16 protein-coding genes are annotated in these 22,345 nt (G+C 72.1%); 5 read left to right on the forward strand and 11 right to left on the reverse strand.

What is annotated here, in order from left to right; all coding sequences use genetic code 11:
* Nucleotides 1-221: 221 nt before the first annotated feature.
* From chpA to rdlA, 3 genes are all read right to left on the reverse strand, one after another.
* On the reverse strand, nucleotides 222-989 hold the full coding sequence (chpA, locus tag BZZ08_RS11585; protein WP_274543262.1) for an LAXTG-anchored chaplin ChpA: 768 nt from the start codon (nucleotides 987-989) through the stop codon (nucleotides 222-224).
* Between the two features lie 151 nt (nucleotides 990-1,140).
* The gene (gene chpD, locus BZZ08_RS11590) at nucleotides 1,141-1,368 is read right to left on the reverse strand and encodes a chaplin ChpD (RefSeq protein WP_059300460.1); all 228 of its coding nucleotides are present in this window, start codon (nucleotides 1,366-1,368) and stop codon (nucleotides 1,141-1,143) included.
* Nucleotides 1,369-1,655: 287 nt separating this feature from the next.
* Nucleotides 1,656-2,051 (reverse strand): rodlin RdlA, encoded by a 396-nt coding sequence (gene rdlA, locus BZZ08_RS11595; protein WP_104632095.1) that lies wholly within the window; start codon nucleotides 2,049-2,051, stop codon nucleotides 1,656-1,658.
* A gap of 262 nt (nucleotides 2,052-2,313) precedes the next feature.
* Here rdlA and rdlB point away from each other — a divergent pair, with 262 nt between their 5' ends.
* Nucleotides 2,314-2,706, forward strand: coding sequence for a rodlin RdlB (gene rdlB / locus BZZ08_RS11600; RefSeq protein WP_104632096.1), 393 nt, complete (start codon nucleotides 2,314-2,316; stop codon nucleotides 2,704-2,706).
* A 90-nt stretch (nucleotides 2,707-2,796) separates the two neighbouring features.
* Here the strand turns inward: rdlB and BZZ08_RS11605 are convergent, their stop codons facing one another.
* The 6 genes from BZZ08_RS11605 to mmsA form a co-directional block, all read right to left on the reverse strand.
* Nucleotides 2,797-4,725, reverse strand: coding sequence for an AMP-dependent synthetase/ligase (locus tag BZZ08_RS11605; RefSeq protein ID WP_104632097.1), 1,929 nt, complete (start codon nucleotides 4,723-4,725; stop codon nucleotides 2,797-2,799).
* A 144-nt stretch (nucleotides 4,726-4,869) separates the two neighbouring features.
* Entirely contained in the window at nucleotides 4,870-6,468 is a 1,599-nt protein-coding gene (locus tag BZZ08_RS11610) for a vWA domain-containing protein (protein WP_104632098.1), read from the reverse strand.
* Nucleotides 6,469-6,615: 147 nt separating this feature from the next.
* Nucleotides 6,616-7,515, reverse strand: coding sequence for an ABC transporter permease (locus BZZ08_RS11615; RefSeq protein ID WP_104632099.1), 900 nt, complete (start codon nucleotides 7,513-7,515; stop codon nucleotides 6,616-6,618).
* Nucleotides 7,512-10,163: an alpha/beta fold hydrolase gene (locus BZZ08_RS11620; RefSeq protein ID WP_198601420.1), complete on the reverse strand. Its 2,652-nt coding sequence runs from the start codon at nucleotides 10,161-10,163 to the stop codon at nucleotides 7,512-7,514. The genes BZZ08_RS11615 and BZZ08_RS11620 overlap by 4 nt, the downstream gene beginning before the upstream one ends.
* A gap of 148 nt (nucleotides 10,164-10,311) precedes the next feature.
* Nucleotides 10,312-11,733 carry an APC family permease gene (locus BZZ08_RS11625; protein WP_104632101.1) on the reverse strand — a complete coding sequence of 474 codons (1,422 nt, stop codon included), beginning with the start codon at nucleotides 11,731-11,733 and terminating at the stop codon, nucleotides 10,312-10,314.
* 314 nt (nucleotides 11,734-12,047) lie between these two features.
* Entirely contained in the window at nucleotides 12,048-13,550 is a 1,503-nt protein-coding gene (gene mmsA / locus BZZ08_RS11630) for a CoA-acylating methylmalonate-semialdehyde dehydrogenase (protein ID WP_104632195.1), read from the reverse strand.
* A gap of 796 nt (nucleotides 13,551-14,346) precedes the next feature.
* On the opposite strand from mmsA, the gene BZZ08_RS38970 reads away from it, so the two are divergent.
* The 4 genes from BZZ08_RS38970 (at nucleotide 14,347) to BZZ08_RS11655 (ending at nucleotide 17,834) form a co-directional block, all read left to right on the forward strand.
* Nucleotides 14,347-14,538, forward strand: coding sequence for a helix-turn-helix transcriptional regulator (locus BZZ08_RS38970; RefSeq protein ID WP_198601421.1), 192 nt, complete (start codon nucleotides 14,347-14,349; stop codon nucleotides 14,536-14,538).
* A gap of 58 nt (nucleotides 14,539-14,596) precedes the next feature.
* Nucleotides 14,597-15,169, forward strand: a complete 573-nt coding sequence (locus BZZ08_RS11645; RefSeq protein ID WP_104632196.1) for a GNAT family N-acetyltransferase — start codon at nucleotides 14,597-14,599, stop codon at nucleotides 15,167-15,169.
* A 105-nt stretch (nucleotides 15,170-15,274) separates the two neighbouring features.
* Nucleotides 15,275-15,520 (forward strand): heavy-metal-associated domain-containing protein, encoded by a 246-nt coding sequence (locus BZZ08_RS11650; RefSeq protein WP_104632104.1) that lies wholly within the window; start codon nucleotides 15,275-15,277, stop codon nucleotides 15,518-15,520.
* A gap of 34 nt (nucleotides 15,521-15,554) precedes the next feature.
* Entirely contained in the window at nucleotides 15,555-17,834 is a 2,280-nt protein-coding gene (locus BZZ08_RS11655) for a heavy metal translocating P-type ATPase (RefSeq protein ID WP_104632105.1), read from the forward strand.
* Between the two features lie 670 nt (nucleotides 17,835-18,504).
* Here BZZ08_RS11655 and BZZ08_RS11660 read toward each other — a convergent pair.
* Both BZZ08_RS11660 and recD2 read right to left on the reverse strand, forming a co-directional pair.
* Entirely contained in the window at nucleotides 18,505-19,803 is a 1,299-nt protein-coding gene (locus BZZ08_RS11660; protein ID WP_059300474.1) for a citrate synthase, read from the reverse strand.
* A 237-nt stretch (nucleotides 19,804-20,040) separates the two neighbouring features.
* Nucleotides 20,041-22,302 carry an SF1B family DNA helicase RecD2 gene (gene recD2, locus BZZ08_RS11670; RefSeq protein ID WP_104632106.1) on the reverse strand — a complete coding sequence of 754 codons (2,262 nt, stop codon included), beginning with the start codon at nucleotides 22,300-22,302 and terminating at the stop codon, nucleotides 20,041-20,043.
* Nucleotides 22,303-22,345 lie beyond the last annotated feature (43 nt).

Raw genomic sequence — 22,345 nt, forward strand, 5'->3', positions numbered from 1 at the left:
CCGGGGCCGCGGCGCCCGCCCGGACACCACGCCCCCGGCCCGCGCCCGCGTCGTACGCCAGGCCTCCGCCCCCGCCACCCACCGCACCGGCGCCTCCGACCGCCCGGAGGAGGACCGGGCAGGCAGCCACTGAGCCTCCCGCGCGCCCGCCGGCGGAGACGACGACGCCCCCGGTGACCCGTGGAGGGCCGCCCGGGGGCGTCGGGGTGGACGGGAGGGGGTCAGCGGCCGGTGAGGGCGCGGCCCCTGCGGTACAGGATCGCTCCGCCCGCGATCAGCACGGCACCGGCGGCCGCGGCACCCAGCGTGCCCTCGCTGCCGGTCTCGGCCAGGACGGGCGGCTGCTCCGTCTGGGGAGCCGGCGGGGTGTGCTCCTCCTCGGACGGCGGCGGGGGCTCCTCGTGGGTGGGCGGCGGCGGCTCCTCCTCGCCGTAGCCGGGCGGCGTGGTCGGGGGCGGCGGCTCCTCCTCGCCGTAACCGGGGGGCTCCTCGGAGGCGTTCTCGCACTCGTTGCCGAAGACCGGGTTCAGCGCGGCGATCACGTCGACGGTGTTGCCGCAGAGGTTGACCGGCACGTCGACCGGGACCTGCGCGTTGTTGCCGGATCCGACGCCGGGCGAGCCCTCGGTCGCACCGTCCGCGTGGGAACCGGACGACGAGGACGAAGTCGAGGACGAGGACGTGTTCGAGGACGAGGTGTCCTCGCCGTACCCGCCGCCGTCGCCGTTGCCGTCGGTCTGCTCGTCCGAGGTGTTCTCGCACTCGTTGCCGAAGGCCGGGTTCAGGGCGGCGATCACGTCGACGGTGTTGCCGCAGGCGTTCACGGGCACGTCGACCGGGACCTGGAGGGCGTTGCCGGACACGGCGCCCGGCGAGTTCGTGGCGGCCCCGTCCGCATGCGAGTCGGCAAGGGCGGGGCTGCCGCACAGGGAAAGGATGCCCGTCGCGGCGGCAGCCGCGACCATCCCCCTGCTCAGGGTCTGTCGCACTCTGGTTGTCTTCCTGCTTGGAGAGATGAGAGATGAGAGGTGGCCGGAGAACGATCCGGGGGACGGGCTGCAGAAAGGGGAAAAGGCCGGCCCCGAACCAAACGAGTTGGCCAAGGCCGGCCCTGACACAGCCGGTCGGTGCGGAACGACGTCAGTCGTTCTCGCACTTGTTGCCGAACGCCGGGTTCAGCAGACCAACGACGTTGATGCTGTTGCCGCACACGTTGACGGGAACGTGCACGGGAACCTGGACGACGTTGCCGGACAGGACGCCCGGGGAGCCTACGGCGGCACCCTCGGCGCCGGCGTCGGCGAAGGCCGGGGCGGCCATGCCGAGGGCCATGATCGCGCCCGCGACGACAGCAGCGCTCTTCTTCATGAACTTTCCCTTCTCTGCGGTCATGCCTGAATGACGGCCGAAACCGCGCGAGCACAGCATTGACGGCTCGCACCATGACCTGCAGCCTGCAAACGAGGAATTGACGGCCGGAGAAACTACCGAACGTGGGACACCCCGAAATTCACTCGGATGCCTTACGAATCGGTCCGGCCGTTCCCCCAGGAGAGCGACGACGTCGTTCCGCTCCCCGGCGAAATCCCGTCCCGTTCACGGCCGGGCGGCCCACGCGGAAGTCAGCGGGCCGCCCGTACCGGGTGGGGCTGGACTCAGCGGCCCTCACCGTTCGCCGACAGCACCGACAGGTCCTCGAGGACGTGCGACACGGCGCCGTCCCGCTTGGCCTGCGTGGAGTTGTCCGCGCACTGCTGGTTCAGGTCGTCCGCCAGGACGTTGATGTCCTGGATCGGGACGAGGTTGACGACGGCGACGTTGACGTCCTCGACACCGAGGCACGGCTTGTTCAGCGTGCCCTCGACCAGCGACAGCTGCGGGCTCATGTCGCCGTCGGTCGCCGAGTTGCCGAACGACGACGAGGCGCCGTTGCCGTTGGCCACGGCCGGCCCGTTGTCGTCCCCGATGGCCAGAGCCTGGGGCGCGGCAGCAGCGGACATGCCGATCACAGAAGCGGCAGCCGCCGCGGCGACCATTGCCTTCTTGAGCACTTCGCGTTCCTTTCGTCGTAGCGACGCACTGTCCTACGGCCTCATCAACCCGGTGCGCGGTGATTGGTTGCGGGCGTTCACCCGGTTGGCCCGCACCGGATCTCGAAAACGGCGCGGAAATCGCCGGAATCCCGGGGGGAAACGCGGACCCGTACACATTTCCCGTTGTCCGCCGACGGAGTGAACGGGAGAAACCCGACCGGACTCACGGAGTTGACCAGAGCGCTCCGGTGGACGGGGTTTCCTCAGAAAGGACTTGCCAGTGATCAAGAAGGTAGTTGCCTACGCGGCGATCGCCGCCTCCGTCATGGGCGCCTCCGCTGCCGCGGCACCGCAGGCGATGGCGATCGGTGACGACAGCGGGCCCGTCTCCGCCAACGGCAACGGCGCCTCGCAGTACTTCGGCAACTCGATGACCACGGGCAACATGAGCCCGCAGATGGCGCTCATCCAGGGCTCGTTCAACAAGCCCTGCATCGCGGTCAGCGACATCCCGGTCAGCGTCATCGGTCTCGTGCCGATCCAGGACCTCAACGTCCTGGGCGACGACCTGAACCAGCAGTGCGCCGAGAACTCCACGCAGGCCAAGCGCGACGGTGCGCTGGCCCACCTGCTGGAGGACGTCTCGATCCTGTCCTCCAACGGTGAGGGCTGACGGCGGCAGGCGCTGACAGCGCGCCGGGGCGGGTCGCCGAGGACATCGGCGGCCCGCCCCTCTCGCATGTCCGGGGCGCCCGGGTGCGGATCAGCGTCCCGGCGTCGCGTACAGCGCCGCTATCTCGTCCGCGTACGCCGCGACGGCCGCGTGCCGCTTCACCTTCAGGGACGGGGTCAGCAGCCCGTTCTCCTCGGTGAACTCGCCCTCGACCAGCCGGAAGGCGCGGATCGACTCGGCCCGGGAGACGGCCGCGTTGGCGTGGTCCACGGCCTTCTGGACGTCGGCGCGCATCCTCTCGTCCCGTACGACCTCGGACATCGGTGTGCCGGCGGGCAGCCCGCGCACCGCCAGCCAGTGGGCGACGGCGTCCGGGTCGAGGGTGACCAGGGCGGCGACGAAGGGGCGGTTGTCGCCGACGACCAGGCACTGGGCGACGGGTGGGCGGCTGCGCAGGCGGTCCTCCAGGACGGCCGGGGAGACGTTCTTGCCGCCGGAGGTGACCAGGAGGTCCTTCTTGCGGCCGGTGATGGTGAGGTAGCCGTCGGCGTCGAGGGAGCCGAGGTCGCCGGTGGCGAACCAGCCGTCGGTGAGGGCCGCGTCGGTGGCCTCCGGGTTGCCGCGGTAGGAGCCGAAGACGATGCCGCCCTTGACCAGTACCTCGCCGTCGTCCGCGATGCGCACGGCGGTGCCGGGGACCGGCGGGCCGACCGTGCCGGGGCGGGGGCCGAGCGGCGGGACGATGGTGGCGGCGGCGGTGGTCTCGGTCAGGCCGTAGCCCTCGTAGACCATGATTCCGGCGGCGTAGAAGAACAGGTTGAGGCCGCTCTCCAGTGGGGAGCCGCCGCTGATGGCGTAGCGCATCCGGCCGCCCAGTTCCTTGCGGACCCGGCGGTAGACCAGCAGGTCGTACAGGGCCCAGCCCGCCCACAGGCCCGGGGTGGGGCCCTTGCCGCGGCCCAGGAAGCGTTCCAGGTGCGCGGCGCCGAACCGGACGGCGAGGCGGTGGGCGCGTTCGAAGGAGGCGCCGCGGCCGATCTTCTCGGCGGTCGCCCGGCCGGTGTCGTGGATCTTCTCGAAGAGGTACGGGACGCCGACCAGGAAGGTCGGGCGGAAGGACTTGAGCGCGGGGCGCAGTTCGGCGGGCTTGATGCTCGGGAAGTGGCCGATCTCGATGCGGGCCAGCAGGCAGGAGATCTGGATGGTGCGGCCCAGGATGTGGGCGAGTGGCAGGAAGAGGAGGGTCGACGCCCGCTGGCCGGTGACCTCCTTGAAGATCGGGTGCAGCAGCTCGACCGTGTTGGCGGCCTCGGCGTGCAGGTTGGCGTGGGTGAGGACGCAGCCCTTGGGGCGGCCGGTGGTGCCGGAGGTGTAGCAGACGGTGGCGACCGTGTCCGGGGTGAGGGCGGTGCGGCGCTTGGTGACCTCGTCGTCGTCCACGCCCCGGCCGAGGGCGGTGAGGTCGGCCAGGGCGCCGGCGTCCAGTTCCCAGACCCGCGGGCGCTCGGGGTGCCCGGCGGTGCCGGTCAGGAGGGTGGCGGTGTGCGCGGCGGTCTCGGTGACGGCGTACCGGGCGCCGGAGTCGCGGACGATCCACTCGACCTGGTCGGCCGAGGAGGTGGCGTACACGGGGACGGTCTGTCCGCCGGCCGCCCAGATCGCGAAGTCCAGGACCGTCCACTCGTAGCGGGTGCGGGACATGACGGCGACCCGGCCGCCGGGTTCCAGTCCGGCGGCGATCAGGCCCTTGGCCACGGCGGTGACCTCGCGGGCGAACTCCGCGGCGGTGACGGGCCGCCAGGTTTCCTCCACCTCGCGGCGCAGGACCACCGCGTCGGGTGCCTCGGCCGCGTTGGTGAACGGGATGTCGGCGGTGCTGCCCTCGGTGGGGCGGGGCGCGAGGGCGGCGGTGCGGGCCTCGCGGACGGTGCCGTGCGCGTCCCGGACGGTCTCGGTCCTCGTGCGGGACACCAGGTCACCGCGCCTTCTCGCCCGTTTCAGGTCCCTGCGTACGCCCATGACGGCTCCCGGTCGCGGTCGGACTGATGCGCTGGCGCGTGTACTCGGACACTAACTTACTCCGGAGTAAACTTACTCACGCGTAAGGAAACGTCAATGGGCCACGCCGCCCGGCGGGACCATGGCCGCCGGGCAGCGTCGGACTCAGGCCAGCCGGTCCGCCTCCTCGATCGCCTCGGCCAGTTCGCGCACGTCCTCGTCCTCGGCGCGGTCCGCCAGGCCGTCGGCCCGCTCGGACAGTGCGGAGAGACCGGGCGCCCCGGGCAGGGAGCCGCCGTCGCCGCCCGGGTTCCGGAGCGCGTCGGCGAAGTACGCCGCGGTCGCCGTGACCCGCAGCCCGCGGCCGGACTCCCAGACGGAGCCGTCGAGGGCGTCGCTCTCCACGTCGCCGGACTCCTCGTGCGGGGTGCGGCTCACGGGGTCGAGCCAGCGGACGGTGGCCGTGGCGAGGTGGCCGTCGGCGCCGGGCCTGGTGCGGACGGCGTAGAGGGCGGTGACCGTGTGGCCGGGGCCGACCTCGCCGCCGTCGACGCGGTCGTCGCGGAAGTCCTCGTCGGCGACCTGGCGGTTGTCGTAGCCGACGAGGCGGAACTCGGCGACGGTCTCCGGGTCGAAGGCGACCTGGGCCTTGGCGTCGCGCGCGGTCAGCTCGATGTGGCGCGGGAGCTGCTCGCAGAACACCTCACGGGCGTCCTCGGGGGTGGACACGTACGTGGTGTGGCCGTCGCCCCTGTCGGCGAGGCGTTCCATCAGGGCGTCGCCGTAGTCGCTGCCGACGCCGACGCCGAAGAGGGTGATGCCGTGCTCGCGGCGCTCGGTGGCGACGCGTTCGAGGATGGTGTCCGCGTCGGTGTCGCCGGTGTTGGCGAGGGCGTCGGAGACGAGGACGACACGGTTGGTGACGCCTTCGCGGCGGCCCTCGACGGCGGTCTCGTAGCCGGTCTCCACGCCCGCGCCGAGGTTGGTGGAATCCGTCGGCTCCAGGCCGTCGATCGCGTCGTGGACGCGGTCGCGGTGGTCGCCGAGCCGGGTCAGGGGCAGGACGGTCTCGGCCTCGTCGCTGAAGGTGACGACCGCCACCGAGTCGTCGTCGCGGAGCCGGTCGGTCATGGTGCCGAGGGCCTCCTGGGCGAGGTCGAGGCGGCCGGGTTCGCCCATGGAACCGGAGATGTCGATGACGAACGTCAGGGCGGCGGGCGGGCGTTCGCTCCGCCGCTCGGCGGGGCGGGTGGCCAGGCCGACGCGGACCAGCGACCAATCCTCGTCATCGGTGCGGGCACCGTCCACGGTCACCGAGAAGCCGTCGCCGCCGGGGCGGTCGTAGTCCTGGCGGAAGCTGTTGACGAACTCCTCGGGGCGGACCGTGGCCGGGTCGGGCAGCCGGCCCTCGGCCAGGGTGCGGCGGGCGTAGCCGTAGGAGGCGGTGTCGACGTCGAGGGCGAAGGTGGACAGGTGGTCGGGGTCGGGCGCGATCTCGTGGGAGTCGCCGTTCTTCCCGTCCTCGCCGGTCCCGCCGGTGCCCGTGCCGCCGTCGTAGCGGTGCTCGCCCCCGCCGCGCGGGAGGTCGGGTGCGGGCACCGGGGCCGAGCCGCCCCGGGAGTCGGCCGCGGTGTCCTTCGCCCCGTGCGACGCGTCGCCCCCTCCCCCGCAGCCGGTGAGCAGCAGGCCGCCCGCCAGGGTCAGCGCGAGCAGCGCGGTCGCGCCGCGCCGCCCCCGCCGCCCTTCGGTCCCGTACCGGTTCATCGTCCGTCCCCCTGTGCTTCGTCGGCGCCGGTGTACGTGACTGTGACGGGGCGGCGGGGCGAAACGTGCGGCACGGGGTGTTACGGCTGCGTCTCGAAGCGGGCACGGGGCCGGGCCGCCGAGACCGGTGGGTGATGCTCCGTTGACCTAGGACACGATGTCCTTGCGGGCGAATCCCCGGAAGGCCAGGGCGAACAGCACCAGCGCGTACGTGACCGAGACCGCCGTGCCCTGGATCATGCCCGACCACTCCGGGTTCGGCTGGACGGCGTCCGCCCAGGCGAACTGCCAGTGCGCGGGCAGGAAGTCGCGCCAGTGGCCCAGCGCCGTCACGGCGTCCAGGACGTTGCCGACGATGGTGAGGCCGACGGCGCCGCCGACCGCGCCGAGCGGTGCGTCGGTCCTGGTCGACAGCCAGAACGCGAGCGCGGCGGTGACCAGTTGGGACACGAAGATGTACGCCACGACCACCACCAGGCGCTGCGCGGCCGTGCCCGGCGCGAGCGAGCCGCCGGTGGGGATGGCCAGCGGCCCCCAGCCGTAGGCGACGGTGCCCACGGCCAGCGCCACCAGGGGCAGCAGCACCATCGCGGCCAGGCTCAGCCCGAGGCCGACGGCCAGCTTGGACGCGAGCAGCCGGGCGCGCGGCACCGGGGCGGCGAGCAGATAGCGCAGCGAGGACCAGCTCGCCTCGGAGGCCACGGTGTCCCCGCAGAACAGGGCGACCGGGACGACCAGCAGGAAGCCCGCCGAGACGAAGAGGTTGACCGCGGCGAAGTTGGCGCCGGAGGCGGTGGCGGTGTCCATCAGGGTGATGCGGTCGCCGGGGCCCTCCGGCTCGCCGCCGATCGCGAAGGCGACGACGAGGACGAACGGCAGCACGGCGAGGATCGCCCCCATGACCAGGGTGCGGCGCCGCTTGAGCTGGCGCACCAGCTCCACCCGCAGGGGCAGGGTGCGGCCCGCCCGGTAGCCGTGGGCGGAGTCGGACGCGGGCGCCGGTCCGGGCGCGGGTCCGGTCGTCACCGGCTGGGTGGGCGTGCTCATGCGGAACCTCCGATCAGGGTGAGGAAGGCGTCCTCCAGGCGGCGGTGCGGACCGACCGACGCCACGGGCACGTCGAGCCGGACCAGTTCGGCGACCAGGCCGGACGCGGTGCCGCCGGGGTCGAGGCGGACCAGGAGCCCGTCCTCGGTGTGCACGACGGAGGCCACGCCGGGCAGGGCGGCGACCTTGTCCACGAGCGGTTCGTCCACGGGCAGGCCGGTGCCGACGAGGAGGGTGTCGCCCGAGCCGATGATCTCGGCGACCGGGCCCGCCTGGACCAGCCGGCCCCGGTCCATGACCACGAGGTGGGTGCAGGACTGCTCGACCTCGGCCAGCAGGTGGCTGGAGACGATCACGGTGCGCCCGGCCGCCGCGTAGCGGATCATCACCTCGCGCATCTCGCGGATCTGCGGCGGGTCCAGGCCGTTGGTCGGTTCGTCGAGGATGAGGAGGTCGGGCAGGCCGAGCATGGCCTGGGCGATGGCGAGGCGCTGGCGCATGCCCTGGGAGTAGGTGCGCACCGCGCGGGCGAGCGCGTCGCCGAGACCGGCGATCTCCAGGGCCTCGTCCAGGTGGGCGTCCTCGGGCGGGCGGCCCGTCGCCCGCCAGTACAGCTCCAGGTTCTCCCGGCCCGACAGGTGCGGCAGGAAACCCGCGCCCTCGACGAAGGCGCCGACCCGGGACAGCACCGGGGCACCGGGCCGGATGGCCTGGCCGAAGACCCTGACCTCGCCGTCGTCCGGTGTGATCAGGCCCATCAGCATCCGCAGGGTGGTCGTCTTGCCCGCACCGTTGGGCCCGAGCAGACCGAGCACCTGCCCCTTCTCCACACGGAACGACAGCTCCCGCACCGCGTACCGCTCGGCGGACCCGGCGTAGCGCTTGCTCAGGCCGGTGATCTCCAGGGGTACGTCGGCCAGGGCGGGGTCGGGGGCGGGCGCGGCGGTGCGGCGGCGGGCCGTCCACAGCAGGGCGAGGGCGACGGCGGCACCGGCCAGGGGCAGCCACCACACCCACGCGGGCAGCGGGGCGGCGGCGGTCGTCACGCCGGGGGCGGTCGGCACCTTCAGATCGCCCTTGAGGGAGACGGTGTACGTCGCCGGGGCGGCCGGGGAGGCGTACCCGAGGTCGGTGGAGGCGAGGACCAGGCGCAGCCGGTGGCCCTTCTCCACCTCGTGGTCGATCGCCGGGAGGGTGACCGTCACGTCCCGGCCGGCCTTGGCGCCCTCGACGCGGAGGGGGGCGACCAGCTGGGAGGGGAGCACGGGCGACGTGCCGCCGGGGCCGACGTCGTACACCTTGGCGAACAGGACCGCGTCCTCGGTGGTGGAGCGGACGTGGACGGTGGCCGTCGGGGAGCCGGTGATCCGCAGGTCGTCGCCGACCGGGGCGGACTCGAAGGCGGCGTACTGGCCGGGGAAGTCCAGGGAGATCCCGACGCCGAGCGAGGAGAGCTGGGAGAGTCCGCCGGCGCCGCCGATGCCGGGGAGGGCGGAGACGGCGGGCGGGCTGGCCCCGGCGGGGTTGTCGACGCTCTGCTCGCGGCCGCGCAGGGGCACGGAGCGCTGCCCGTTCGCCAGGCCCGGGTAGTGGTCGGCGCTCGCGCCGCGCAACTGGGCCCGGCCGTCGGTGGAGTCGACGCCTCCGGTGCGGCTGACGCGGAAGGCCGGGCCGGTGTCGGCGCCCTTGTCGTCCTTGAGGTAGCGGTCGAACCAGTCGTCGACGCGTGCCTGGACGCGGTCGCCCTCCATGTCGCCGCCGTCGTGCCCGCCCGCGATCCAGTCGACGTCGACGGGCGCGCCGTTGGCCCGGATCGCCTTCGCCGCGGCGTCGGCCTGGCCGAGCGGGAACAGGGAGTCGGTCTGGCCCTGCGTCAGCAGGGTGGGCACCTTGACGCGCTCGCCCACCGCCTGCGGGCTGCGCTCCGCCAGGAGCTTCACGGCCTCGGCGTCGGGTGTGCCGGACTCGGCGACCCGCTGGTACATGCGGCACAGGTCGGCCTCGAACCGGGCGCAGCCGCCGCCGGAGTTGACGAAGATGCCGGCCCACAGCTTCTTGAAGACGCCGTCCGGGAACAGCGCGTCCGCCAGGTTCCAGTACGTGATCGCCGGGGCGACGGCGTCGACCCGGGTGTCGTGCCCCGCCGCGAGCAGCGCGACCGCGCCGCCGTAGGAACCGCCCGCGACGCCGACCCGGGGGTCGCCGTCCTTGTCGAGCCGGACCTGGGGCTGCCGGGCGAGCCAGTCGATCAGCCGGGACACGTCGGCGACCTCGCCGTCCGGCGCGTTCAGCCCGATCTTCCCGGTGGACTCGCCGAAGCCGCGCGCCGACCAGGTCAGGACCGCGTACCCGTCCCTCGCCAGGTCCTCGGCCTGCTGCCGTACGTCGTCCTTGCTGCCGCCGAAGCCGTGCGCGAGCAGGACGGCCGGGCGGCGGCCGCCGGAGCCCGCCGTGAAGTACGAGGTGTCCAGGCGCACGCCGTCGCCCACCGCCATGACCCGGTCGGCGCGCCGCACCGGGGCCGGGTCGTCACCGGCGACGGCCGTCCACGTCCCGGCGCCGGCGAGCACGACGACGGCGGCCGCGGCGGAGAGCATCCGCCGCGGCCCCCGTAGCAGCCCTCGCACGCGGGGCAGTCGAAGATCCATGTGTCAACGGTACGGGCCACCGCCGACAACGGAGGCCGCCCCGGGGCTGAACCGGCGGCCCTCCCACGGACGTACGCGGCCGCCCTCGCGTACCACGGGCGCGGTAGGCCGGTCACGTCCCGGCGGACTGTCCCGCCCGCGCGGACCGTCACGGTCCGGCGGGCTCGCGGACGTCCTGCGGGACCGTCACCAGCCAGCGGGTGTCGCGGCGCGGGCGCAGGTACAGGGCCCAGTACAGGGTGGCGACGGCCGCGATGGAGCCGGTCAGCAGCAGGTGGCTCGCCTCCTGCCGGGTCAGGATGTAGGCGAGGACCACGATCAGCAGGACCGGCACCGCCGGCCACAGCGGCATGCGCCACGCGCGCGCGTGCCGGTGGGCACCGCGCCGGGACAGCAGGGCGGCCACCGCGACCAGCAGGTACATCGCGGTCACGGAGACGCCGGTGACGCCGTACAGGGTGTCGAGGTTGACGTAGCACAGCGCGGCGCCCGGCACGCCGACGGCGAGGGTGGCGACCCACGGGGAGCCGAACCGGCCGAGCCTGGCGAAGAGCCCGTTGACCGGGGCGGGCCAGGCCTTGTCGCGGGCGGAGGCGAACAGGACCCGCGAGTTCTGGATGACCATGACGATGCCCGCGTTGATGATGGCGAGGGCCACGCAGAGGCTCACGAAGGTGCCGACGGCGGAGTTGGACCAGGCGGTGACCATGGCGCCGATGTCGCCGCCGGTCAGCTCCGTCAGGTCGGACGCGCCGAACGTGATGGCGACGACCGGGACCAGGATGATCACCGTGGAGATGGCGAGGGTGGCGAGCACCGTGCGGGCGACGTTGCGGCGCGGGTTCTCCAGTTCCTCGGAGAGGTAGACGGCGGTGGAGAAGCCCTGCGTGATGAAGAGGGCGATGGCGAGCCCGGAGACGACCAGCATGGCCGTCACGGGGTCCGCACCGCCGTGGGCGCCGCCCACCTCCATCGACACGAGGCTGCCGGGGCCGCGCTCGGCGTGGGCGAAGCCCAGCACCGCGACGACGGCCGCGGCGATGACCTCCAGGACCAGGAAGACGCCGGTGATCCAGGCGTTGGCGCGCAGGTCGAGCAGGCCGGCGAGAGTGGCGAGCAGCATGACGCCGGCGCCCGCCAGGGAGGGGTCGAGGTGCAGGATCGGCTGGAGGTAGTCGGCCGTGCCCATGGCGATCACCGGGGGCACGATCATGACGACCAGCAGGGACAGTACGAAGACCAGCCAGCCCGCCAGGCGCCCGGCCATCGTCGACACCATGGCGTACTCGCCGCCCGCGCTGGGGACCAGGGTGCCCAGCTCCGAGTAGCAGAACGCCACGGCGACACAGAGCACGGAGCCGATGGCGATGGTCAGCGCGGTGGCGGTGCCGAGCGAGCCGAAGAGGTCGGGGACGACCACGAACAGCGTGGAGGCGGGGGTCACGCACGACAGCGTCAGGAGCGTGCCGCCGACGACGCCGATGGAACGCTTGAGGGTCCTGGACTCCGGAGGTGCCGGTACGTCCGGGGGCGCGGCGGCGGTCTCGACGGGGCGGAGCGTGTCGGTCATGGAGCGGTTCCGATCGACTCGTGCGGCGTGGTTCGCGAGGGAGCGCTATCGCCTCCGGAGGCTGGGTCGTACGTCGTTCTGTTTCGCTCCCGACGCCAGATGGAATCCCGACGAAAACCGCTGCGTCAATGGGTGTTTACCTACGGAAACCGTTGATCGCTACCGTGCATACATCTGGAAACAGCAGCATGCCCCTTGACGCAACGGGAGTTTGAGCCGTGCGGGAACCGTAGGGGGCGGGGCAAAAAAACCTGCCACGCACGAGGGTGCCGTGGTCCCGGTGGGACCACGGCACCCTGGGGGCGACAGAAATCTCAGTGGTTGCGCGGGAAGCCCAGGTCCACGCCCGCCGGGGCGTCGGCCGGGTCCGGCCAGCGGGTGGTGACGACCTTGCCGCGGGTGTAGAAGTGCGTGCCGTCGTTGCCGTAGATGTGGTGGTCGCCGAAGAGCGAGTCCTTCCAGCCGCCGAAGGAGTGGTAGCCGACGGGGACCGGGATCGGGACGTTCACGCCAACCATGCCGGCCTCGATCTCCAGCTGGAAGCGGCGGGCCGCGCCGCCGTCCCGGGTGAAGATCGCGGTGCCGTTGCCGAACGGCGAGGCGTTGATGAGGGCCACGCCCTCCTCGTACGTCTCGGCGCGCAGCACGCACAGCACCGGGCCGAAGATCTCGTCCCGGTACGCCTTCGCGGTGGTCGGCACCCGGTCGAGCAGGGAGATGCCGATCCAGTGGCCGTCCTCGTGGCCGTCCACCGTGTATCCGGTGCCGTCCAGGACGACCTCGCAGCCCTCGGCCGCCGCGCCCTCGACGTAGGAGGCGACCTTGTCCCGGTGCGCCTTGGTGATCAGCGGGCCCATCTCGGAGGACGGGTCGGTGCCGGGGCCGATCTTGATCTTCTCGGCGCGCTCGCGGATCTTCTCCACCAGCTCGTCGCCGACGGCACCGACCGCGACGACCGCGGAGATCGCCATGCAGCGCTCGCCGGCCGAACCGTAGGCGGCGCTCACGGCCGCGTCCGCCGCCGCGTCGAGGTCGGCGTCCGGCAGCACCAGCATGTGGTTCTTGGCGCCGCCGAGGGCCTGCACGCGCTTGCCGCCCGCGGAGGCGGTGGTGTGGATGTAGCGGGCGATCGGGGTGGAGCCGACGAAGGAGACCGCCTTGACGTCCGGGTGCTCCAGGAGGCGGTCGACGGCCACCTTGTCACCGTGCACGACGTTGAAGACGCCGTCCGGCAGACCGGCCTCGGAGAACAGTTCGGCGAGCTTCACGGCGGCCGACGGGTCCTTCTCGCTCGGCTTGAGCACGAAGGTGTTGCCGCAGGCGATGGCGATCGGGAACATCCACAGCGGCACCATCGCCGGGAAGTTGAACGGCGTGATGCCCGCGACCACACCGAGCGGCTGCCGGATCGAGGACACGTCGACGCGGGTGGCGACCTGCGTCGACAGCTCGCCCTTGAGCTGGACGGTGATGCCGCAGGCCAGGTCGACGATCTCCAGGCCGCGCGCGACCTCGCCGAGCGCGTCGGAGTGCACCTTGCCGTGCTCGGCGGTGATCAGCTCGGCGATCTCGTCGCGGTGCGCGTCCAGCAGCGCCCGGAACTTGAAGAGGATCGAGGTCCGCTGGGCCAGCGAGGACTGACCCCAGGTCAGGTACGCCTCCTTGGCGGCGGCGACCGCGGCGTCCACCTCGTCGACGGAGGCGAAGGCGACCTCGGTGGTGACCGCGCCGGTCGCCGGGTCCGTCACCGGCCCGTACGTGCCCGAGGCGCCTTCGGCGGTCTTGCCGCCGATCCAGTGGTTGACGATGTTCGTCATGACCGAGAACTCCTTCACAGATGGCGGCGACGGGTCCAGACGTGCCGTTGGTGCAGCTCACGCTGCTCGTGCTGCTCACGGGCCGGGGCCGGCGACGGTCGGGTCGCGGTCTCGGCCGTGACTCCATCCCACCAGCCGCGCGCCGCGGACGCGCCCGACACTGTGTCTGCGGTTCGGGCGTCCGCGTAGACACGTGGGGCAGTGTGGGCGGCCCGCGCCGGGACGTGACGCGGGGACCTCCGGCGCGGAGCCGGTGCGAGCGGGGAGTTGGCGCTCGTGCCTCGCTCCTGCCAGGGCGAGGCCGCCTTCCCGCGCCGGAGGCGTTCGGTGGGGGAACCGGCGACCGGGCCGTGTGCCATCGGGTCGTGCGCCATCGCGTTCCCTTCTTGCCCGCGCCCTTGCGTCACCCCGGTTTCTAGCCCCGCGCGTGCGGCCTGTCAATGTTTTGTCCGGACATTCGGACGACTTGATCCGGGTGGCGGTCCGGGAGCCGCCCGCGGGCGCACGAGCGGGCGTACGACCGGACGTACGGCGGAGCACGGCCGGCCGCCACAGTCAACGCGCCGCGCCTGAACGACGGCGTACGCCTGTGTGGCACTCGTGTCACAAAAGCGCCCTCCGGGTCACACATGTCACGCGCACGCAGGGCTTCCGTCACACCCGGGAACGGCCCCTGACCGCCCCTCACTCCGCGTCGTTCACCCGGAACAGGCTTGGTGATCGCCAGCGCAGCGCCCGGCCACCCCCGGCGGCCGTCCCCGGTCGCCGCCGCGGCGCGCGCAGGGAGGTGCAACGAGTGACCGACCGAAGGCTCTGGTCCTACAAGGACATCGCGGCCCACATCCACGTCCAGCCGGACACCGTGCGGTCGTACCGCAAGCACGGGCTGCTGCCCCCGCCGGACCACGTGGAGGGCGGAAAGCCGTACTGGTACGCGGACACGGTCCGGTCCTGGGTGGCGTCCCGTCCCCGCAACCGGAACAAGTAGCCCGGTCCGCCGGAAAACCGTTCTGTGCCCCACCGTCGCGTGGGGCACAGTGCCGTGCATGGACTTCTCCGTGAAACCCGTCCTCACCGGCGACAAGACCGTCCTGCGGCCGTTCACCGCGGGAGACGCCGACGCGATGTGGGAGATCATCAACGACCCCGAGGTCGTCCGCTTCACCTTCGAGCCGGCCACCGAACTCACCCTCGACGGGCTGCGCTCCTGGTACGGCGTGCGCACCGCCGATCCCGACCGGCTCGACCTGGCCGTCACCGACCGGGCCACCGGCGAACTCGTCGGCGAGGTGGTCCTGCACGAAGCGGACCCGGCGGCCCGCAGTTGCACCTTCCGCACCCTCGTGGGGCCCCGGGGCCGCGGTCGCGGGCTGGGCAGCGAGGCGACGCGGCTCATCGTCGGGCACGCCTTCGAGCAGGTCGGCCTGCACCGTGTCCAGTTGGAGGTCTACGCCGACAACCCACGGGCCCGGCGGGTGTACGAAAAGGCCGGTTTCGTGGTGGAGGGCGTACGGCGGGAGGCTGCCCCGCGGAACGGCGCGTGGGTGGACGAGGTGCTGATGGCGGTCCTCGACCACGAGTGGGCCGCGCGGGGCGCGACGCAGGTGGGGCGCAGGTGACGGGCGAATCCCGCCTTTATACCCCCTAGGGGTAAGGTGGAGTGAGTGGTCCGGGCCGGACCACGGGTACCCGCCCACGCACGTCCCCCGACGAGGAGTAACGACATGAGCGCCCAGACCGACACCACCCAGGGCTCCGTCACCACCACCGTCTACAAGGTGAGCGGAATGAGCTGCGGCCACTGCGAGGGCGCCGTCTCCGGCGAGATCTCCGAGATCGCGGGCGTCGGCTCCGTGCGGGCCGTCGCCGCCACGGGTGAGGTCACCGTCGTCTCCGAGGCCCCCCTCGACGACGCGGCCGTGCGCGCCGCCGTGGACGAGGCGGGCTTCGAGCTCGTCGGCCGGGTCTGAGCCCGGCGCACCCACCGTCCCTGGAGTCCGGACCATGACCAGCAGCCCCGCGGACACCCGTACCGCCGCGGACACCCGCACCGCCGCGACGGCCGCCGCGCCCGGCCTCGCCGAGGTCGAGCTGCTCATCGGCGGGATGACCTGCGCCTCCTGCGCGGCCCGCGTCGAGAAGAAGCTCAACCGCATGGACGGGGTGACCGCCACGGTGAACTACGCGACGGAGAAGGCCCGGGTCAGCCACCCGGCGACCACCCGGGTCGCCGACCTGATCGCCACCGTCGTGAAGACCGGGTACACCGCCGAGGAGCCCGCACCGCCCCCGGAGCCCTCGGACGAGGCCGGTCCCGGGGAGAGCGGCGACGATCCGGAGCTGTCGGGCCTCCGTCAGCGCCTGGTCGTCTCGGTGCTCCTCGCCGCCCCCGTGGTCCTGCTCGCGATGGTCCCGGTGCTCCAGTTCGACAACTGGCAGTGGCTCTCGCTCACCCTGGCCGCGCCCGTCGTGGTGTGGGGCGGGCTGCCCTTCCACCGCGCCGCCTGGACGGGCCTGCGGCACGGCGCGGCCACCATGGACACGCTGGTCTCGCTCGGCACGCTGGCGGCGTTCGGCTGGTCCCTGTGGGCACTGTTCTTCGGCGACGCGGGCATGCCGGGCATGCGGCACGGCTTCGACCTCACCGTCTCCCGCACCGACGGCGCCTCCGCGATCTACCTGGAGGCCGCCGCCGGGGTCACCGCCTTCCTGCTCCTCGGCCGCTGGCTGGAGGCCCGCTCCAAACGCCGCGCCGGGGCCGCGCTGCGGGCGCTGATGGAGCTGGGCGCCAAGGACGTGGCCGTCCTGCGGGATGGGCGCGAGGTGCGGATACCGGTGGCCCGGCTGGCGGTGGGCGACCGGTTCGTCGTACGGCCCGGCGAGAAGATCGCCACCGACGGCACGGTGACCGAGGGCGCCTCCGCCGTGGACACCTCCCTGCTGACCGGCGAGTCCGTGCCGGTGGACGTCACCGTCGGCGACGCCGTCACCGGCGCCACGGTGAACGCCGGGGGCCGGCTGGTGGTCGAGGCGACCCGGGTCGGCGCGGACACGCGGCTGGCGCGGATGGCGAAGCTGGTGGCGGACGCGCAGAGCGGCAAGGCGCAGGTGCAACGGCTCGCCGACCGGATCTCCGGCGTCTTCGTGCCCGTGGTCCTGCTGATCGCGGTCGCCACCTTCGGCGGCTGGCTCGGCGCGACCGGTGACACGGTCGCCGCGTTCACCGCTGCCGTCGCCGTCCTGATCATCGCCTGCCCGTGCGCGCTGGGCCTCGCCACGCCGACCGCGCTGCTGGTCGGCACCGGGCGCGGTGCCCAGCTCGGCATCCTCATCAAGGGCCCGGAGGTGCTGGAGTCCACGCGGCGCGTCGACACGGTCGTCCTGGACAAGACCGGCACCGTCACCACCGGCCGCATGACCCTGCACGAGGTGTACGCCGCCGAGGGCACCGACGAGGAGGAGCTGCTGCGGCTCGCGGGCGCGGTCGAGCACGCCTCCGAGCACCCGGTGGCCCGCGCGGTCGCGGCCGGTGCCGAGGAACGGCTCGGCACGCTGCCGGGCGTCGAGGACTTCGAGAACATCCCCGGACGCGGCGTGCGCGCCCGCGTGGAGGGCCGCCAGGTGGCCATGGGGCGCCTCTACGACACCCTGCCCCCCGAGGTCGCCCGGGCCGGGGACGAGGCCGAGAGGAAGGGCCGTACGGCCGTCGTCGTCGGCTGGGACGGCGAGGCGCGCGGGATCGTCGCCGTGGCGGACGCGGTCAAGGAGACCAGCGCCGAGGCGGTGGCCGGACTGCGCCGCCTGGGCCTGACCCCCGTCCTGCTGACCGGCGACAACCGCCGGGTGGCCGAGTCGGTCGCGGCGGCCGTGGGCATCGACGAGGTGATCGCCGAGGTGCTGCCCGAGGACAAGGTCGCGGTGGTGGAGCGGCTGCGGGCCGAGGGCCGTACGGTCGCCATGGTCGGCGACGGCGTCAACGACGCGGCCGCGCTCGCCACCGCGGACCTCGGCCTCGCGATGGGCACGGGGACGGACGCGGCGATCGAGGCGGGCGACCTGACGCTGGTGCGCGGCGACCTGCGGGTGGCGGCGGACGCGATCCGGCTGTCCCGGCGCACCCTGGCCACGATCAAGGGCAACCTCGTGTGGGCCTTCGGCTACAACGTGGCCGCGCTGCCGCTGGCCGCCGCCGGGCTGCTGAACCCGATGATCGCGGGCGCGGCGATGGCCTTCTCCTCGGTCTTCGTCGTCACCAACAGCCTCCGGCTGCGCACCTTTCACTAGTTCGCATTTCACGCAGGTCGAGGGGCTGCGCCTCTGGAGTCCGGCACGCGCCTCACATAAGCTCTTCACAAGGCTCGCGCATCTTCCTTACGCTTGAGTCCCGCGCGACGTACGGGGCTCTTGCGCACCTAACGGACATATGCAAGAGACGCAGATCACAGTGATGCGAACGTAACCATCGAAGGGGTTCGAAGGTCTAAGTTGGCGATGTCAGGCAGCGTCTTGGGGGGCGCCACCTGGCATCTGGGGATGTCTTGGGGGACTTTCCCAGAGCTGCGTTGCCGGGACACGTACGCCGGGAAGCTTTGAGCGGCCCACCCGGGCGTGCGCTGTCCCGGCAGACCGCACGGCAAGCACCACCAGCACGACACCAGGCACCACCAGCACCACCAGCACCACCAGCACCACCAGTACGACACAGCGAATTCAGGCGCTGTCCTCACAGACGCCCGGCCGGATCCCGTGGGGGGAATCCGCACCGGGACATGGGAAGGCGCCCTGGATCGTCGGCCCGTGGGGGGACCGGCGCCAGGGCGCCTTCTGCTGTCCGGGTCCGCTCTCCGGGCCCGTTCCTCCGGGCCCGCCGCGAACCTCCGTGCCGACAAGGAAAAGTCCCGTACCACTCAGGGGTACGGGACTCGCCAGGGGCGCCGCGGGGGTGCCGTGCGGCTCAGCGCTCCTCGACGGGGATGAAGTCGCGCTCGACGACGCCCGTGTAGATCTGGCGCGGGCGGCCGATGCGCGAACCCGGCTCCTTGATCATCTCGTGCCACTGGGCGATCCAGCCCGGCAGCCGGCCGAGGGCGAACAGGACCGTGAACATCTCGGTCGGGAATCCCATGGCCCGGTAGATGAGACCGGTGTAGAAGTCGACGTTCGGGTAGAGGCTGCGCGAGACGAAGTAGTCGTCGGAGAGCGCGTGCTCCTCCAGCTTCAGGGCGATGTCCAGCAGCTCGTCGGACTTGCCGAGGGCGGAGAGCACATCGTGCGCGGCGGCCTTGATGATCTTGGCGCGCGGGTCGAAGTTCTTGTAGACCCGGTGGCCGAAGCCCATCAGGCGGACGCCGTCCTCCTTGTTCTTCACCTTGCGGATGAAGGAGTCGACGTCGCCGCCCGCGTCGCGGATGCCTTCCAGCATCTCCAGCACCGACTGGTTGGCGCCGCCGTGCAGCGGGCCCCACAGGGCGTTGATGCCGGCGGAGATCGAGGCGAACATGTTCGCCTGCGAGGAACCGACCAGGCGGACCGTGGAGGTCGAGCAGTTCTGCTCGTGGTCCGCGTGCAGGATCAGCAGCTTGTCGAGCGCCGCGACGACCGTCGGGTCCAGCTCGTACTCCTGCGCCGGCACCGAGAACGTCATGCGCAGGAAGTTCTCGACGTAGCCGAGGTCGTTGCGCGGGTAGACGAACGGGTGGCCGATCGACTTCTTGTACGCGTAGGCCGCGATCGTCGGGAGCTTCGCGAGCAGCCGGATCGTGGAGAGGTTGCGCTGCCGCTCGTCGAACGGGTTGTGGCTGTCCTGGTAGAAGGTGGACAGCGCCGAGACCACCGAGGACAGCATGGCCATCGGGTGGGCGTCGCGCGGGAAGCCCTTGTAGAAGTTCTTGACGTCCTCGTGCAGCAGGGTGTGCTGCGTGATCTCGTCCTTGAACGCGGACAGCTCGTCGACGGTCGGCAGCTCACCGTTGATCAGCAGGTAGGCCACCTCCACGAAGGAGGAGCGCTCGGCCAGCTGCTCGATCGGGTAGCCGCGGTACCGGAGGATGCCGGCTTCGCCGTCCAGATAGGTAATGGCGGATTTGTAGGCGGCGGTGTTGCCGTAACCGCTGTCCAGCGTCACCAGACCGGTCTGGGCGCGGAGCTTCCCGATGTCGAAGCCCTTGTCACCGACGGTGCTGTCGATCACCGGGTAGGTGTACTCGCCGTCGCCGTACCGCAGTACTACCGAGTTGTTGGTGTGCTCGCTCACGTCTTCCCTCACCGACGTAGTGCCTCATCTTCGAGGTGCCCTGACTGTCTCTACCATCCCCCACTTGGCTCAGGAGAGTGCACTCGGGGTCGACCATCGGGCCTATTGGCGGCACTCAGTGCCGTCAACTTGCTCATCCTGCCCCCTCCGGAGCCCATCCGGAAGTGCTGTGTGACCTTTCCGACTCGTTTGATCGATCATTTTTTTCACACGGGCGGACATGTTTACCGCAAGGTTTCACGGCCGGGGCCCGGCGAGCCGGAAGTCGAGCGCCGTGCAGCGTCTTCCGGCCGAGACCGTGCGCACCGCCTGCCCGATCGCCTTGCGCGAACCGACGAGGACGACCAGCTTCTTCGCCCGGGTGACCGCCGTGTACAGCAGGTTCCGCTGGAGCATCATCCAGGCGCCGGTCGTCACGGGGATGACGACGGCCGGGTACTCGCTCCCCTGGGACCGGTGGATGGTGACCGCGTACGCGTGGGCCAGTTCGTCCAGTTCGTCGAAGTCGTACGGCACCTCCTCGTCCTCGTCGGTCAACACCGTGAGGCGCTGGTCCACCGGGTCGAGCGAGGTGACGACGCCCACGGTGCCGTTGAAGACGCCGTTCTCGCCCTTGTCGTAATTGTTGCGGATCTGGGTGACCTTGTCGCCGACCCGGAACACCCGTCCGCCGAACCGCTTCTCCGGCACGTCCGGGCGCCCCGGGGTGACGGCCTGCTGGAGCAGCCCGTTCAGCGTCCCGGCGCCCGCCGGTCCCCGGTGCATGGGGGCCAGCACCTGGACGTCCCGGCGCGGATCGAGCCCGAACTTCGCGGGGATGCGCCGCGCGGCGACGTCGACGGTGAGCCGCCCCGCCTCCTCGGTGTCGTCCTCGACGAAGAGGAAGAAGTCCTTCATCCCGTCGGTGACGGGGTGCTGCCCGGCGTTGATCCGGTGCGCGTTGGTGACCACGCCGGACTGCTGGGCCTGCCGGAAGACGCGGGTGAGGCGCACGGCGGGCACCGGGCTGCCGGGTGCCAGCAGGTCCCGCAGTACCTCCCCCGCACCCACACTCGGCAGCTGGTCGACGTCCCCGACGAGGAGCAGGTGGGCGCCCGGGGCGACGGCCTTGGCGAGCTTGTTGGCGAGGAGCAGGTCCAGCATCGACGCCTCGTCCACCACCACCAGGTCGGCGTCGAGCGGCCGTTCCCGGTCGTAGGCCGCGTCGCCGCCGGGCTTCAGCTCCAGCAGCCGGTGCACGGTGGACGCCTCGGCGCCGGTCAGCTCGGCGAGCCGCTTGGCGGCCCGGCCGGTGGGCGCGGCGAGCACGACCTTCGCCTTCTTGGCCCGCGCCAGCTCCACGATCGACCGCACGGTGAAGGACTTGCCGCAGCCGGGTCCGCCGGTGAGCACGGCGACCTTCTCGCTGAGCGCGAGCTTGACCGCGGCCTCCTGCTCGGGCGCGAGATCGGCGCCGGTGCGCCCCTTCAGCCACCCGAGCGCCTTGTCCCAGTCCACATCCTGGAAGCCGGGCATCCGGTCCTCGTCCGTCCGCAGGAGGCGGCGCAACTGCCCGGCCAGGGCCAGCTCGGCACGGTGGAAGGGGACGAGGTAGACGGCGGTGATCGGCTCGCCCCCCTCGGGGTGGGGGACCTTCTCCCGGACCACGCCGGGGTCCTCGCCGTCCTCCTCCGGCTCGGCGGCCAGCTCGCCCAGACACTCGATGACGAGCCCGGTGTCCACCTGGAGCAGCTTCACCGCGTCGGCGATCAGCTTCTCCTCGGGGAGGTAGCAATGCCCCTGGTCGGTGGCCTGCGAGAGCGCGTACTGGAGACCGGCCTTCACCCGCTCCGGGCTGTCGTGCGGGATCCCGACGGACTGGGCGATCTTGTCGGCGGTGAGGAAGCCGATGCCCCAGACGTCGGCGGCGAGCCGGTAGGGCTGGTTCTTCACGACGGAGATGGAGGCGTCCCCGTACTTCTTGTAGATGCGGACGGCGATGGAGGTGGACACCTCGACGGTCTGGAGGAAGAGCATGACCTCCTTGATCGCCTTCTGCTCCTCCCAGGCGTCGGCGATCTTCTTGGTCCGCTTGGGCCCCAGGCCGGGCACCTCGATGAGCCGCTTGGGCTCCTCCTCGATGATGGTGAGGGTGTCCAGTCCGAAGTGCTGCGTGATCCGGTCCGCGAAGACCGGCCCGATGCCCTTGACCAGCCCGGACCCGAGATAACGCCGGATGCCCTGCACGGTGGCGGGCAGCAGCGTCGTGTAGTTCTCCACGTGGAACTGCTTGCCGTACTGGGGGTGCGACCCCCAGCGCCCCTCCATCCGCAGCGACTCCCCCGCCTGCGCACCGAGCAGCGCGCCGACGACGGTCAGCAGATCGCCGGCGCCTCTGCCGGTGTCGACCCGGGCGACGGTGTAGCCGTTCTCCTCATTGGCGTACGTGATCCTCTCCAGGACGCCTTCGAGGGTGGCGAGCCGCCGCTCACCGGGGGCCGCGGGGGGCTGGTCGGTCATGATCCGACGGTACCCGCGGGGTGTGACAGCGGTGCACGGTGCG

This window comes from Streptomyces sp. MH60 (genome assembly GCF_002939385.1).
Classification (GTDB): Bacteria; Actinomycetota; Actinomycetes; order Streptomycetales; family Streptomycetaceae; genus Streptomyces.